The sequence below is a fragment of the Paenibacillus sp. FSL P4-0184 genome (assembly GCF_038004625.1).
In the GTDB taxonomy this organism is placed as follows: Bacteria; Bacillota; Bacilli; order Paenibacillales; family Paenibacillaceae; genus Paenibacillus_AQ.
Genome location: NZ_JBBORN010000002.1, coordinates 131575 through 145968 on the forward strand (window position 1 = coordinate 131575; position 14394 = coordinate 145968).

General features: G+C 44.0%; 10 protein-coding genes. 9 read left to right on the plus strand and 1 reads right to left on the minus strand.

Features of this window, described 5'->3' with window-relative positions:
• Window positions 1-232: 232 nt before the first annotated feature.
• The 3 genes from MKY52_RS22280 to nspC all read left to right on the plus strand — a co-directional run bounded on the left by MKY52_RS22280 (window position 233) and on the right by nspC (window position 4610).
• Entirely contained in the window at window positions 233-1723 is a 1491-nt protein-coding gene (locus tag MKY52_RS22280) for a stalk domain-containing protein (RefSeq protein ID WP_341053588.1), read from the plus strand.
• Between the two features lie 541 nt (window positions 1724-2264).
• Entirely contained in the window at window positions 2265-3464 is a 1200-nt protein-coding gene (locus MKY52_RS22285; protein WP_042126167.1) for a saccharopine dehydrogenase family protein, read from the plus strand.
• 9 nt (window positions 3465-3473) lie between these two features.
• The gene (gene nspC, locus MKY52_RS22290; RefSeq protein WP_341053590.1) at window positions 3474-4610 is read left to right on the plus strand and encodes a carboxynorspermidine decarboxylase; all 1137 of its coding nucleotides are present in this window, start codon (window positions 3474-3476) and stop codon (window positions 4608-4610) included.
• Between the two features lie 49 nt (window positions 4611-4659).
• On the opposite strand, the gene MKY52_RS22295 is transcribed toward nspC, so the two are convergent.
• A complete protein-coding gene (locus MKY52_RS22295) occupies window positions 4660-6183 on the minus strand; it encodes a stalk domain-containing protein (protein ID WP_341053591.1) in 1524 nt (507 codons plus the stop codon).
• A 297-nt stretch (window positions 6184-6480) separates the two neighbouring features.
• Here MKY52_RS22295 and MKY52_RS22300 point away from each other — a divergent pair, with 297 nt between their 5' ends.
• From MKY52_RS22300 to MKY52_RS22325, 6 genes are all read left to right on the plus strand, one after another.
• Complete coding sequence (locus MKY52_RS22300; protein ID WP_341053592.1) at window positions 6481-7104, plus strand: deoxynucleoside kinase; 624 nt, start codon at window positions 6481-6483, stop codon at window positions 7102-7104.
• Complete coding sequence (locus MKY52_RS22305) at window positions 7101-7754, plus strand: deoxynucleoside kinase (protein ID WP_042186705.1); 654 nt, start codon at window positions 7101-7103, stop codon at window positions 7752-7754. The genes MKY52_RS22300 and MKY52_RS22305 overlap by 4 nt, the downstream gene beginning before the upstream one ends.
• A 342-nt stretch (window positions 7755-8096) precedes the next feature.
• Complete coding sequence (locus MKY52_RS22310) at window positions 8097-9398, plus strand: collagen-like protein (protein ID WP_341053594.1); 1302 nt, start codon at window positions 8097-8099, stop codon at window positions 9396-9398.
• A gap of 251 nt (window positions 9399-9649) precedes the next feature.
• Window positions 9650-11059, plus strand: a complete 1410-nt coding sequence (locus tag MKY52_RS22315; protein WP_076298587.1) for an extracellular solute-binding protein — start codon at window positions 9650-9652, stop codon at window positions 11057-11059.
• Window positions 11060-11627: 568 nt separating this feature from the next.
• Window positions 11628-13286, plus strand: a complete 1659-nt coding sequence (locus MKY52_RS22320; protein WP_341053597.1) for an extracellular solute-binding protein — start codon at window positions 11628-11630, stop codon at window positions 13284-13286.
• 109 nt (window positions 13287-13395) lie between these two features.
• Window positions 13396-14361 carry an ABC transporter permease gene (locus tag MKY52_RS22325; protein WP_081951079.1) on the plus strand — a complete coding sequence of 322 codons (966 nt, stop codon included), beginning with the start codon at window positions 13396-13398 and terminating at the stop codon, window positions 14359-14361.
• The last annotated feature ends 33 nt before the right edge of the window (window positions 14362-14394 follow it).

Genomic DNA, 14394 nt, shown 5'->3' on the forward strand with positions numbered 1-14394 from the left:
CGGACGAGAGACCTAGAGCGCAGCAACAAGCGATTTATGCCATATAAACAGTTAAAATCAGCTTCAATCCTAAACTACAGGTTAAAGCGTATAAATTGATTTGAAAAATTACAGTTTCTCGCAACTTTACATAATATTCCACAGTCTATATAAGAAGATTGAATACAGTGGGGGTCTCTATTGTTGCAGATCAACAGTTTGACCCTACCAATTCTAAAAGGAGTGATCTTAAGTGGGAAGACAAATTTCAAGCATTAAAATTCAGATAAGACGAATAGGTATTGTAGTTGTTGGGGCAGCTATTATCCTAGCTACAGCCTCACCATTAATAGTAAAAGCGGACAGTGTAGTGAATTTCCCGGATGAAAAGAAGTTATTGTCTGGCATCACAGGACTGGATGCGGGGGATAGAAGCGCTTATGCCATCACTCCGGATGGAACAGCCTGGGCTTGGGGTGGTGGATACGGCTCTATTGGTAATGGGGCAACCACGCCAGCGTATACTCCAGTCAAAATGCGCATCGATCATGTTAAGCAAGTTTCAGGTGGCTACCGTCATAATTTGATGTTGAAAGACGATGGAACAGTGTGGGCAGTAGGGGGGAACGAACATGGACAACTTGGCACTGGAGCGCAGTCCTCGACAGTCCTTGTAGAGCCGGTTCAAGTGAAGGGGCTAACGGATGTGATTTCTGTTTCAGCAGGAGACACACATAGCTTAGCGCTTCGAAAAGACGGAACGGTATGGGCGTGGGGAGGCAATGAGCAAGGAGAACTCGGTGATAATTCGGGGAAAAACGGGCTAACACCGGTGCAGGTGAAAGGACTACCCTCCATTTTAGCTATAGCTGCAGGATCGAATAATTCAGTGGCACTTGGGAACGGCGGAGAGGTGTGGGTATGGGGCTCATCTAAAACTAGAGGCATTAAAAAGGATGCGGTTCTAAAGCCTACCCTACTTAAAGGCGGCGGAGAGTATAGAGCTGTTGATACTGATGGGTGGAGTGGAGTAGCTTTGAGATGGGATGGTACCGTTTGGTTATGGAATAATTACACAGATATGAATCCGGGTGGAACTTTACAGCCGATTCAGATTCCAGGACTCACTGATGTCGTATCGATGACAACGGACTCTGCAGTAAAAGCCGATGGAACCGTATGGCAGTGGACAGTTGGCGATAAAAATAAGATGAATGTTAAACAGATTAGTGGTATTCAAAATGCAGTTTCGATTACCAGCGGGAACAGAAATCATTATGTACTCTTAAAAGACGGTCATGTTCTTGCATGGGGAACGAATGAATTTGGACAGACTGGGTTGGGGGTTAGAGATTTTATGATTGACACGCCTCAGCCAGTGAAGAAATCGATACAGGTCCTGTTGAACAATAGTGAAATGGATCTGACCATGCCTCCTTTACTGCTCAACAATTCTACTTACGTTCCTTTAAGAGGAATATTTCAGCAAATGGGAGTGAATGTACGTTGGGACGTTCCATCGAGATCAGTTATTGCCGTAAAGCAATCTACATCTACTACGCTAATCTTAAATTCGGTTAATGGACAAACGACAGTGAATGGAAAAGTAATAGCCACAGATCAAAAGCCAGTCTTTATTAATGATAGTGTATATGTACCTTTAAGACTGGTCAGTGAAATGTTAGGCGCTAAGGTAGAGTGGGATGCAGAAGCTTATGCTGTTCAAATCCATTCAAACCAATAAAAAACAGCTCGAAATTCTTAATCATGATGCTGATGAATATTGGATCAATGGGACAACGTATAATAACCCCAATGATCATTCAATTAGGGTCTTGAAACGGATGGGCATAGGAACAACGGTAATATTGGGACAAAAACGGGTAAGAGTATACATTACGGCTTCTTTATATTCATTGCAGTGCTGTTGATCGGAACTGGTGAATGGCCGTTCAGGATGCCGCTAAACCGAACGTCTTAAGGCGGAATTGAAAGGATGGTGAGGTTTCTCATTGAGTTTAAAATAAACGTATGAAGTAGCCCCCTCTTGTGATAGAATAATCTAGTTGTCCTAGTTTCCGGAAATTTACTCCATTCCAGCGATTTTCATTAGATATATAGGTGGATAATCGAGGAAATATGAGCATTCAAGAGTATTAATAAGAATCCTTGAAGATTTTACACAATAAACATCATTTTTTGTCGGTTTTTATTGATTTATTCAAAAATATTATGTATAATCAGCCTTGTTGATTTTGCAAATGGAATTTTAGGAGGTTTTTATTTTGGGAAAAGCGTTAATTATTGGCGCTGGCGGTGTTTCCAGTGTTGTTGTTCACAAATGCTGCCAGAACCCGGATGTATTTGAAGAGATCTGCATAGCTAGCAGAACTGTCGCGAAATGTGACGCTCTGAAAGATAAATTAGCCGGAGGCCGCACGAAGATTTCTACTGCTCAGGTCGATGCAGATAATACGGACGAAGTCATTGAACTGATCAAGAGCTTTGAGCCGGATGTCGTTATTAATGTCGCTCTCCCATATCAGGACCTGACAATCATGGATGCGTGCCTGGCAACAGGAGTGCACTATGTGGATACTGCCAATTATGAACCACAAGATACAGCGAAATTTGAATACTCTTGGCAGTGGGCTTACAAAGAAAGATTCGAAAAAGCAGGCCTTACCGCGTTGCTTGGTAGTGGATTTGATCCAGGTGTAACGGGCGTGTTCACAGCTTACGCTCAAAAGCACTATTTTGATGAGATTCATACCATTGATATTGTAGACGCCAATGCTGGTGATCACGGATATCCATTTGCAACAAACTTTAATCCTGAAATCAATATTCGTGAAATTACAGCCAATGGCCGCTATTTCGAGAATGGCGAGTGGATTGAAACTGCACCGCTTTCCGAGAAAAAAGTATACGATCTTCCGGAAATTGGACCAAAAGATATTTATCTTTTGTATCATGAAGAATTAGAGTCTTTGGCCGTTAACATCAAGGGTGTAAAGAAGATCCGTTTCTGGATGACCTTCTCGCAGAATTACCTGACTCACTTGAAAGTGCTTGAGAATGTGGGCATGACTTCTATCGAGCCTATCATGTATGAAGGAAAAGAGATCGTACCTCTGCAATTCTTGAAGGCGATTTTACCGGACCCAGCTTCCTTGGGACCAAGAACAAAAGGCAAAACGAACATTGGATGTATCATCCAAGGAACTAAAGACGGAAAGCCAAAAACTTATTATGTATATAATGTTTGCGATCATGAAGAGTGCTATGCAGAGGTTGGCTCCCAAGCCATTTCCTACACTACAGGCGTTCCTGCAATGATCGGAGCGATGTTAATTATAAAAGGTATCTGGAAGAAGCCGGGCGTATTCAACGTTGAAGAGTTCGATCCAGATCCATTCATGGAAGCTTTAAATAAACATGGTCTGCCTTGGCAAGAAGATTTCTCGCCAACGCTGTTAGACTAAGGCGCGATAATGGATATAGATATCAGCGGGGTCCCGTCACCATGTTACCTTGTAGATGAAAGATTGCTTACACGTAATCTTGAGATTATGAATTCTGTACAGGAACGCACTGGAGCAAAGATTTTGCTCGCGCAAAAAGGCTTCTCCATGCATTCCTTGTATCCGTTAGTTGGGAAGTACTTGCATGGTGTAACCTCAAGCTCCTTGTTCGAAGCCAGACTTGGCTATGAAAAGATGGGCAAAGAGGTTCATGTGTACGCACCAGCTTATATAGATAGTGAGTTTGATGAGCTCCTTGGATACTCCGATCACATTGTGTTCAATTCTTTTGACCAGTGGAATCGATTCAAGGATCGCGTTAAGAATGCACCGAAGCACATCAGCTGCGGCATTCGAGTGAATCCGGAATATTCCGAGATCGAAGTTCCGCTGTATGATCCGTGCTACAATTATTCCAGAATGGGAGTAACACTCCCTAACTTCAGACCTGAAGAGCTTGAGGGCATTGATGGACTACACTTCCATACAATGTGCGAACAGAATTCGGATACACTTGAGCGTACGCTCAAGGTAGTCGAAGAGAAGTTCGGACCTTATCTCAAAGGAATGAAATGGCTTAATTTCGGTGGCGGTCATCATATTACACGCCCTGATTATGATCTGGAGACCCTGGTGAAGTGTATTCTACACATGAAAGAGACTTACGGTGTGGAAATCTATCTGGAGCCGGGAGAGGCAGTAGCTCTCAATACCGGATATCTGGTAGCTACCGTTCTTGATGTGATGCATAACGGAATGGACATTGCGATTCTCGATACCTCGGCAGAGTGCCACATGCCGGACGTACTGGCTATGCCGTACCGTCCGAACATTATCGATGCTGGACAACCTGGGGAATTTCCTTATACGTACAGATTAGGTGGAATGACTTGCCTAGCGGGAGACGTTATCGGAGATTATTCCTTCAAGGAGCCTTTGAAATACGGAGACAGACTCGTATTCCTTGATATGGCCCATTATTCTATGGTGAAGAACCATATGTTTAACGGTGTGAATCTGCCTTCCATTGTTAGTTACAATGAAGAAGAGGGAATCAAAGTGATCAAACAGTTCGCTTTCGAAGATTTCAGCGAACGTTTATCTTAAGATTAATAAAAAGGTGTCCCGTGATGGGACACCTTTTTTTGATTACTCGTTATTGCATCGTGATGGCGATGCGCTCCTCCTGTGGGAGCCACTCAACATTTGCTCCGAGTTGCTCACTTATAAAGCGAAGTGGCAGATACATCGAACCGTTTACGATGAAGGGTAGTGTAGGAAGATTTACGGTTTTATTGTTCACCATTGTCGCTCCAGTTACACCGTTAATACTGATGGCGAGAGCCGGTTTATCTGTAGCGGTTCGTGTGATCATAATTTGTTTATCTATTGTTTTCGCAGCTGTAATGTTCTCTTTATAGGTAATTGTGGCTCCTAATTTTTCGAACAGCGATCGAAGCGGGACGAAATTTTGTCCGTTTCGAGTAATAACTCCATTTGAGAGTGGGATAGATTCTCCGTTTAAGGAGATCGAAATAGGCTTTTGCACTGGAACGGGCCCGGCATGGCTGAATTCATAGTCGCCATAGCCCAGCTGTGCGTCCTTATTGACGCCCCAGCCCCAGAGTGAGCCGTCTTTCTTTTGCATGATGATATGTCGTCCGCCTTTCTTTAGGCTACTTACTTCTTTTTCGAAAAATGTAAATTTTGAATCTACGGGCATCATTTCGTTTTCAATAGAAGTTTGATAGACGTTTCCTTCCCCGGTTAATGCAACAATAGAGCGCTCTACGATGTAAGCATCAACTACATTCTTGATCCCTTTTAGAAGAATCGGTGGTTGTTCATGATAGGTTGTTCCATCTGAAGAACCTGTAATGGTAGCGCCCCAGAACCATAATTGAGAGGCCCCATCAATGGCTAATAGGCTGTTCTGATTTCCTTTTAAACTTTTAATATTACTGATTCCCTTGAGAGGGGTCGCAGATAGATCTATTGGAGCTCCTTGGTTCTTGTAATAATCTTGGACTGGCCAACTCCATATGGAGCCGTCCTTCTTAAGTGCAAGATTGTTTTTGATTTGAATAATATCCGTTAAATTCTGGATGGTTTCGAAGCTTTCGAAGTCATCGCGTGTAGTAGAAACAGTTCCATCTTTCTTTAAGAACACGTAACGTGTCCAGCTCTTATGAAGATCAGACTCATAGTAACCGCCCACAGCTGCCACGTTATCGACGCCGGAAACCGGTGTGAAGGCGGAGGTAGTGAGTCCATCGGATGAAAGGGGGGCGCTTAGAATCGTCCCGTCTCCTTTAAGGGCTATCGTTCTATTTCCTGTCATGAATATATCGACCAGATTGTCTAGCTCTTGAACGGGGGTCACTTTAACAGCTTCAGAATATGCCGATGTTCTCCATTGCCAGACCGAAAGGTCTTTCTTCATTACATATTGGGAACCAAAGTATGCTTGTACCTCATTCAGGTCATGGATTTGCGTAGGGACGGAGCGATTACCGCCCCATACCCAGAAGGAACCATCTGTTTTGGTCAGATAATCCGCGCCATACGAAGTGAGGTTGGTAGTCGTGGTTGTGTTCTCTGCAGCTGCAGCTGCGCTTACGTTACAGGCGAGGCTTAATACTAGAAGAGCACTAACCATGCTGATCCATTTTTTTTTCATAGGAATACCTCTCTTTTTCTTATTAGATAAATTTGATATGTTCACGATATAATCCATTATCTTACATTTAGACGCTAGAACTACTGGAAAAGTTTCTTCATATTTACCCACTCACAAGAAAGGTCTCATGTGATACAATAATTTAGTCTGTTTTTAAAAAAAGAAAGTATAAGTTTCACACTATACTTTATCCTTATATTTCTCGCTTACACACTTACCGTCCTTATAAGGACGCCGAAGGCGTTTATGCTTGATTAGCTATTGAAAGGTTCGTATCTGAGGAGGAAGTCAGCGTCAATGAGACATGCACCGTTTATTGCAGTGGAAGGCCCAATCGGGGCTGGAAAAACAACATTAGCGTCTATGCTAGCAGAGGAGTTAAATTTACCGATCATTAAAGAGATTGTCGATGAGAATCCGTTTCTAGCTAAATTTTATGAGAACATGGACGATTGGAGCTTTCAACTGGAGATGTTTTTTCTCTGTAATCGGTATAAACAGCTTGAAGATACAGTTACACAATACATAGATAAAGGGATCCCGGTCATTTCGGATTACCATATTTATAAGAACCTGATCTTTGGAGAACGAACGCTGAATGGAACGAAACGTGAAAAGTATCGGCAAATTTATCATGTGCTTACGGATGACCTGCCAAAGCCAAATATTATCCTCTATATTAAAGCCAATTTAGATACGTTATTAACAAGAATTGAAAAACGTGGGCGGCCCTTTGAAGAGGGGATGGATACTGCATATTTGGAGCAATTAATTAAGGATTATGATGACGCGATGGCCGCTCTTGCCACTCAGGAGCCTTCGACCGTAATTATTACCATTGATGGAAATGCAGTCGATTTCGTGGAGAATCCAGAACACTTCACTGAAATTGTCTCTTATATAAAGGAGCTAATGAAATGAATTCATATCATATCCCGGAAAATGCCATAATTACCGTGGCTGGAACTGTCGGGGTGGGGAAATCCACTTTAACAGGCGCCTTGGCCAAAAGACTTAATTTTCAAACCTCGCTAGAGCAGGTCGATCACAATCCTTATCTCGAAAAGTTCTATCATGATTTTGAGAGATGGAGCTTTCACTTGCAAATCTATTTTCTTGCTGAACGTTTCAAAGAGCAGAAGAAGATGTTCGAGCTCGGCGGAGGTTTTGTTCAGGACCGTTCCATCTATGAAGATACCGGTATTTTTGCGAAAATGCATGCAGATCAAGGTACAATGTCCAAAACGGATTATGAAACCTACACTAGCTTGTATGAAGCTATGGTTATGACGCCGTACTTCCCGCATCCTGATGTGCTGATTTATATTGAAGGCAGCTTGCCTTCTATCCTGACCCGAATTAATGAACGTGGCCGCGAGATGGAAATTCAAACGGATGTTTCCTACTGGGAGCATATGCATGGCAGATATTCGAAATGGATCAACGAGTTTACAGCTTGCCCAGTGCTTCGTTTGAACATTGATGATTATGATGTAAATGATGAGACTTCGATGTCTGATATTCTTGTGAAGGTGGGCAATGCGATTCGTAAGCCTGCTGATAAAATATAATAATTAATGGTTAGAAGCCCCCAGGATTTGGGGGCTGTTTTTTATGAAATCAGAAAGCGAATTAAGTGATATAAACTGAGATTGAGGGATGATTTGTAAAAATAAAAAAAGACCCAAATCATAGATATGGGTCTAATAGGGAAATGTCAGTTGTCCTAGTGATAAAATACGAAAAACGATCCAAATTGGTGTGGACATTGTAATCTACTCAAGGGCCAGCCCCTATTTTTATAGCCCTTTTTTATAGAAATAGGTTCCAGTCTAATAGAAACTAGTTATTGGTCCATGTCCAAAATTAATAAGATGCGTACACTGAACTATCTTTATAGGGAGGTGTACGTATTGAGTTGTCCAGACGATAAAAAGTGTCATAAGAAAAAAATCGCCACTGTATTTCCTTCGAAAAGAAAAAGAAAAGAACATCGTCGAAAAGTTATTAAGAAGATTGTACAAGTCACATGTCCTCCGCCCGAAGTAAATGTTACCACTCCAACAGTCGTTGGTGCTACAGGACCTCAAGGAGTACAAGGGATCCAAGGAGTACAAGGGGCCCAAGGAGTACCAGGACCCCAAGGAGCACGAGGAATCCAAGGAGCAGAAGGACCTCAAGGTCCCGCCGGTGGGCCCCCAGGACCCCAAGGACCGCAAGGTCAACCTGGGCCAGCGGGAGCAATAGGTCCACAGGGTGTAGCGGGACCCGTTGGTCCTCAGGGTGCGCAAGGAGTGCCGGGTGCACAAGGAGCCGTAGGTCCTCAGGGACCGCAAGGTTTACCTGGTCCTGCAGGAGCAATAGGACCACAAGGTTTTGTGGGAGCAACCGGATCGACTGGAGCGGCTGGAGCGCCTGGGGTATCGGGGGCAGCGGGAGCAACCGGAGCACCGGGAGCACCCGGAGCGGCAGGAGCACCCGGAGCGGCAGGAGCAACCGGGGCACCAGGAGCAGCCGGAGCGCCAGGGGTAGCGGGAGCAACAGGAGCAACCGGAGCACCAGGAGCGGCCGGAGCAGCAGGAGCAACCGGAGCGCCGGGAGCAGCAGGAGCAACCGGGGCACCAGGAGCAGCCGGAGCGCCAGGAGCACCAGGAGCGCAGGGAGCAACCGGAGCAACCGGAGCGCCGGGAGCACCAGGAGCACCAGGAGCGCCGGGAGCAGCAGGAGCAACCGGAGCGCCAGGAGCAGCCGGAGCAGCAGGAGCAACCGGAGCGACCGGAGCAGCAGGAGGAGTATTAGGTTTTGCTGATTTTTTTGCTCTGATGCCCCCCGATAATGCAGCGACTGTAGCACCGGGCACAGACGTGAGTTTTCCTCAAGATGGCCCTACCAGCGGGACGACGATTGCACGAACGGGTCCTAGTTCTTTTAACTTAGCAGCAATAGGGACTTATCAGGTATTATTTCAGGTTAGTGTAACTGAAGCAGGCCAACTCATCTTGACTCTTAATGGCGCAGATCTCGCCTATACGGTAGTTGGACGTGCGACAGGTACATCAGAAATCGTAGAAATGGCAATAGTGCAAACAACGGTCATTAACACCATACTGACAGTTCGGAATCCTGCTGGCAATTCCACCGCACTTACTATTACTCCTCTTGCTGGAGGAACAAGATCTGTTTCAGCACATCTCGTTATTACACAATTAGCATAGCGAAATCTCTTACGTATAGATAATTTGGAAGTTTGCCACCTCTATTCAGGTGGCTTTTCTAATTATTGAATTAAAAGGAGGGCGCACACGAAGTTCCTGCCCTTCACCCATGGCATCTCTCGGCTGAAGGGGGGCTATTTACATAACTTAAATTGTGGGAAAATTCGGAATTTCCATTTGACTTCAATTCAGAGTTGACGCAAAATAAGAGGGAGATGATGTAAATTTAAATTTTTCGGGGAGAATTGTACATGAATAATAAATCAGGTCGTCATTCCTTCCGAGAGCGACTGGATCATATGGTGGGTAAGATTCGTACGGATATCCTAAGTGGAGTGCTACAACCAGGTGCTTATCTGCCAGCAGAGAGTATGCTAGCCAAGCAGTTTGAGTTAAGCAATAAATCGGTCAGAAGAGGGCTGGATGTGTTAGTCCAAGAAGGCCTTATCGTCAAAATCGACCGTGTCGGAAGCAAGGTTATGGAGTCCGTGCAGGAGAGGATCCGTATTCATTTTGGCTGCAGTGCCTCGCTATCCAAGGACTTTCTGCTGGATGATCTAATTGGTGAATTTCATCGACTGCATCCCGGTATTCATATTCTTCCGCTGGCGCTGAATGATTTTGACCATGTGAATTCTGCCGTAGAGATGATCAATAATGGGATGCTTGATGCTGTATCGCTGAATAGCACGCAATTTCAGGAAATGGCTGAAAATGGCTCGGCTGAGCTGCTGGAATCGCTTGATCCTGATCCTGAATTATATCCAATCGCGACAGAGGCTTTCTATCATGAAGAACAGTTGTATGCTTATCCGATTTCCTTCTCCCCCGTGGTGCTGTGCTACAACAAGGCCCATTTTCGGGAAGCGGATCTTCCTGAGCCGGATAGCTATTGGACCTGGGATGACTTGATTGAGGCGGCTCGTCAGTTGGCAGAGAAACGTGGACGCCATGCCATTTATTTTGTGCCTGCTTCCGAGAACCGTTATTCTGTATTCCTGCTGCAGAGCGGGATTCAAACCGTGGCAGACGGGACCGAGCACCGTACACTTAGTCCGGAGACGGCAAATAGTCTCAGTGTATATAGTAGGCTCGTGAACAACCATCAGATTTTCCCTAAATATCTTGCTGGCAATCATGAAGATGAGACGATTTCTTTGTTTGTCCAAGAACAAGTTTCTATGATTCTGACGACCTTTTTTAATTTAAATGAATTCAAGGCGTTAACGCTGGATTATGATCTTGCACCGTTACCTAGGCTGAAAACAAAAGATCCGCAGAAGACATTATTGGTCACGATCGGAGCGGCTGTGGTCGGAAATTCACGACAAAAGGAAGCGGCTCGTCAATTCGTTAACTTCCTTGCTTCCGTAGAAGCACAGAAAATTATTCGGGAACGCACAGTAAGTATTCCAGCTCGAAAGCGGATCGCTGAGATGAGCACGGCGGATCATTTGAATCGTCCTTCGAGATATCTGATGTACAGAGAGTTATTCCCAACCTTCTCCTACCTTAAAGATTTAGGACTTCCCATAGCCGTTCTAAAAAGCTTTCGTAAATTGTTGAACGCTTATTGGTCAAAGATGATTGATGAGGAAACGCTTCATGAGGAATTGAGTCTCTTAATCTCGGAACAGGATGCTGCCGATCAAAAGGTTTAAAAGGTGTTTTTCTGCAAAGGCTGTTCTCTTTAGAATATCAGTAAAGCGTGATAATGGTGCTGGTGAGCCATTATTACGCATTTTTTTAAATAAAAGCAAGCAGAAGTTGTATATTATGCCTAATCTGTATGAGATCAGAGATGGTTTATTTAAAGTATTTAAATACGAATGATTTTGTAAGCGTTTTCTATTAAATTTGAGGGATTTCAACATTTTGCGACAGGTACATGTTATATAAGATCACACTTATTAGAGATATTTCTTATTATTATATTGACATCATGTAGGCTGGAAAATATAATGAAATACATCAGATATATATCAGATTAGCGAAATAAGAGATCTGATACTCTGAAATGTAAATCAAAAAGAAGTCAGAACAGATGTTTTCGTCTAATTAAAGTAGAAAAAAGGCAGTTGAAAGGAGGATATCCCCTATAAAAGGTAATTTTCAGAGTGATGACTCATTTAAAAATTTATTAATGCATCGTTGATTCCTTCTGATTGATGTTAGTGAATATATCATAATGATTATCTTATTTTTTAGTTATTAATAGGGGGTTCAATTATGAATGTTGCTAAAAGGAAATTAGTTCTGCTGCTGCCTGTCCTGTTGTCATTAGTTACACTCGTATCTGCTTGTGGCGGTTCGAATACTAAGACGGGCAATACCACAGATCCTACTGCGGAAGTTCAGAAGGCTACGCAAGCTCCCGCTAAGGAAGGTAAAACAGTAGGTGGTCTGCAGCTCCCGATTGTTTCAGATAAGGTTGAACTGTCACTTTGGTCACCCAGCGGCGGCAATTTCAGAGGAACTAATTTTAATGAGAAATTATCCTTTCAGCAAATGGAAGAGAACACTAACATTCATATTGACTTTCAGCATAGTACGGAAGCCAGTGCGGAAGCCTTTAGCCTATTGATGTCATCTGGTAAGCTGCCGGACATTATCTACAATGATCTATGGGGCACGGATTCCGGAAAATATGGTACACAAGGCGCGCTGCTTCCTCTGGAAGATTTAATTGAGAAAAACGCGCCAAACTTCAAGAAAATCCTCGACGACAACCCGGATATCCGGGGACAAATTACTTCGCCTGAAGGCCACATTTTTTACCTGCCTAATCTCGTTCTTGATTCACAGGATCTCACTCAAATGTTCCCGCAAGTACGGAAAGACTGGATTGATAAGCTGGGTCTGTCTATGCCGGAAACTACCGAAGATTGGTATAACATGCTCAAGGCTTTTAGGGAGCAGGATGCCAACGGAAATGGCAAGAAGGATGAAATTCCACTAGTCACAGTCAACTTGGAAAATATCATGATGTTATTCGCGCCTGCCTTTGGCGTCGATTACGGATTCTTCGTGGATAATGGCCAAGTAAAATATGGCCCGAATGATCCTAAATTCAAGGATGTCGTAACTTATCTGCACCGTCTTTACGATGAACAATTGCTTGACCCGAACTATCTGGTAGATACCACATTCCAGACGCTGACTGAGAAGGTGACTACCGATGTAGCAGGGGCATGGTTTGGTTGGTCTGGCTCCTACATGGGGAACTTTACTACCCTAATGGAGGGCAAACATCCAACCTTCAAAATTGCACCAGCCATTCCACCTAAAGGACCCAACGGTGATCAACGTCATGTCTCCTTCCGCTGGCAGGCAGCAGCACACGGATTAGCGGTTTCCTCGCGGACGGAACATCCTGAGGAAGTGATGAAATGGCTGGATTATCAATACTCAGAAGAAGGCATTCTGCTGAACAACTTTGGGGTTGAAGGCAAGTCATATGATCTGGTAAACGGAGAACCGATTTATAAGAAAGAAGTAACTCATCCGACCAATGGCCTCACCAATACGCAAGAGCTGCTGAACCATACGATCGGGGGCGGAAGCTGGGCTACAGTAGCGGATACCAGATATGCTGAACAAATCCGAGAAGCTAACGGGCAAACGGAGAATCCGCTCGAGTTATATAGTGACTATATCGATTTTGATAGCAAGTTGCCTCCAGTCCAATTCACAACAGAGGAAAACGATGTAGTTGTTCCTTTGATGGCCGATATTCAGACCTATGTAGCCGAAACAATCAATGCCATGATCATGGGGCGCCAAAAGATTGAGGACTATGACAAAGTAATGAAGCAACTTGAGAAGATGGGAATTAACGATGTGTTAAAAGAGTATCAGGTTGCATACGAGCGATTTAAAGGGAAATGATTCAGCTTGTGAGGAGGTTGTCGTGGGCCGAGCGGTTCAGAGAGTGCTTTGTGACCGCTCGCCACATGACAGCTATGACTAACGCCAGTGTCCGGGAGAGGAGAACTATATGGCTGTACCTGTAAAAGTCGCTAAAGTTGAAAGCAGGAAGCTTCCGGTCAAGAGGAGTCCGATTCCCTGGAAGCGGATAGCCTCCAATCGCTATCTTTATCTCATGCTCCTTCCTACGGTTTTGTATTTTCTGATATTTGAATACAAGCCGATGTATGGGGCGATCATTGCCTTTAAGAATTTCAACCCCTACTTGGGGATCACGGATAGTCCTTGGGTGGGCTTCAAGAATTTCGAAAAGTTTTTCGAAAGCTATTATTTTCTCAGACTGCTTAAAAATACCTTCTTAATGAGTTTCTACTCACTCATCTTCATTTTTCCTGCTTCACTTGCTTTTGCTTTGCTGCTCAATGAGCTGCGGCTCAAGAAGCTGAAGTCCTTTCTGCAGACCGTGTCTTATTTGCCGCATTTTATTTCGCTCATCGTCATTTGCGGGATGATTATTGATTTCACAAAGCCCGGAGGAATTATTAACAGCCTGTTGCTTGGCATCGGCCTGATCTCTGAGCCTATCCAGTTCCTGATTCTGCCGGAATGGTTTCGAACGATCTATGTGGGTTCTGGCATGTGGCAGAGCCTAGGCTGGAATTCAATTATTTATTTAGCGGCTTTATCTGGTATCAATCCGAGCCTGTATGAAGCTGCAGTTGTAGATGGAGCAGGGCGATGGAAACAGCTAACAAATATAACGCTGCCTGGGATTCTCCCTACGGTCCTAATTCTCTTGATTCTGAATGTCGGTACCCTGCTGAATGTGGGCTGGGACAAAATTATATTGCTCTACAATCCAGGAACGTACGTCACTGCGGATGTTATTTCAACATTTGTCTATAGACGAGGTGTGATGGAAGCGAACTACAGTTTTTCTGCCGCGGTAGGATTATTCAATTCCATAATTAACTTCACATTACTCGTTCTAGCCAATCGTATTAGCCGGAAAACAACTGAGAGCAGTCTATGGTGAGCATAAGCTTCCGATGCGAGTTTTGTACGATTT

Bases quoted from the DNA above. Each gene is read 5' to 3' on its own strand.
- nspC (WP_341053590.1), top strand. From the start codon at position 3,474: ATGGATATAGATATCAGCGGGGTCCCGTCACCATGTTACCTTGTAGAT.
- MKY52_RS22295 (WP_341053591.1), bottom strand. From the start codon at position 6,183: ATGAAAAAAAAATGGATCAGCATGGTTAGTGCTCTTCTAGTATTAAGC.
- MKY52_RS22300 (WP_341053592.1), top strand. From the start codon at position 6,481: ATGAGACATGCACCGTTTATTGCAGTGGAAGGCCCAATCGGGGCTGGA.
- MKY52_RS22305 (WP_042186705.1), top strand. From the start codon at position 7,101: ATGAATTCATATCATATCCCGGAAAATGCCATAATTACCGTGGCTGGA.
- MKY52_RS22315 (WP_076298587.1), top strand. From the start codon at position 9,650: ATGAATAATAAATCAGGTCGTCATTCCTTCCGAGAGCGACTGGATCAT.
- MKY52_RS22320 (WP_341053597.1), top strand. From the start codon at position 11,628: ATGAATGTTGCTAAAAGGAAATTAGTTCTGCTGCTGCCTGTCCTGTTG.
- MKY52_RS22325 (WP_081951079.1), top strand. From the start codon at position 13,396: ATGGCTGTACCTGTAAAAGTCGCTAAAGTTGAAAGCAGGAAGCTTCCG.